The organism is Salifodinibacter halophilus (genome assembly GCA_012999515.1).
In the GTDB taxonomy this organism is placed as follows: Bacteria; Pseudomonadota; Gammaproteobacteria; order Nevskiales; family Salinisphaeraceae; genus Salifodinibacter; species Salifodinibacter halophilus.
Map to the genome: position 1 here is coordinate 1 of JABEEB010000767.1, position 234 is coordinate 234.

Consider the following 234-nt stretch of genomic DNA (forward strand, 5'->3'; position numbering starts at 1 on the left):
CGAACTCGTCGAAACCCACGCGCTGCGCTCGCTGGACCTGCACGTGCGCGACGGCGAGCTCGTCGCCGTGACCGGGCCCTCGGGTTCGGGCAAGACCACCTTCCTCAACATCGCCGGCCTGCTGGAGACCTTCACCGGCGGCGAGTACAAGCTCGACGGCGAGGACGTGCGCGACCTGTCCGACGACGCCCGCTCGCGCCTGCGCAACCAGAAGATCGGCTTCATCTTCCAAAG

Annotated in this window: 1 protein-coding gene; it reads left to right on the forward strand. The window is 67.9% G+C overall.

Annotation, left to right across the window (positions count from 1 at the left end; genetic code table 11):
* On the forward strand, window positions 1-234 hold a 234-nt coding region (locus HKX41_13650), incomplete at both ends, for an ATP-binding cassette domain-containing protein (GenBank protein NNC25177.1).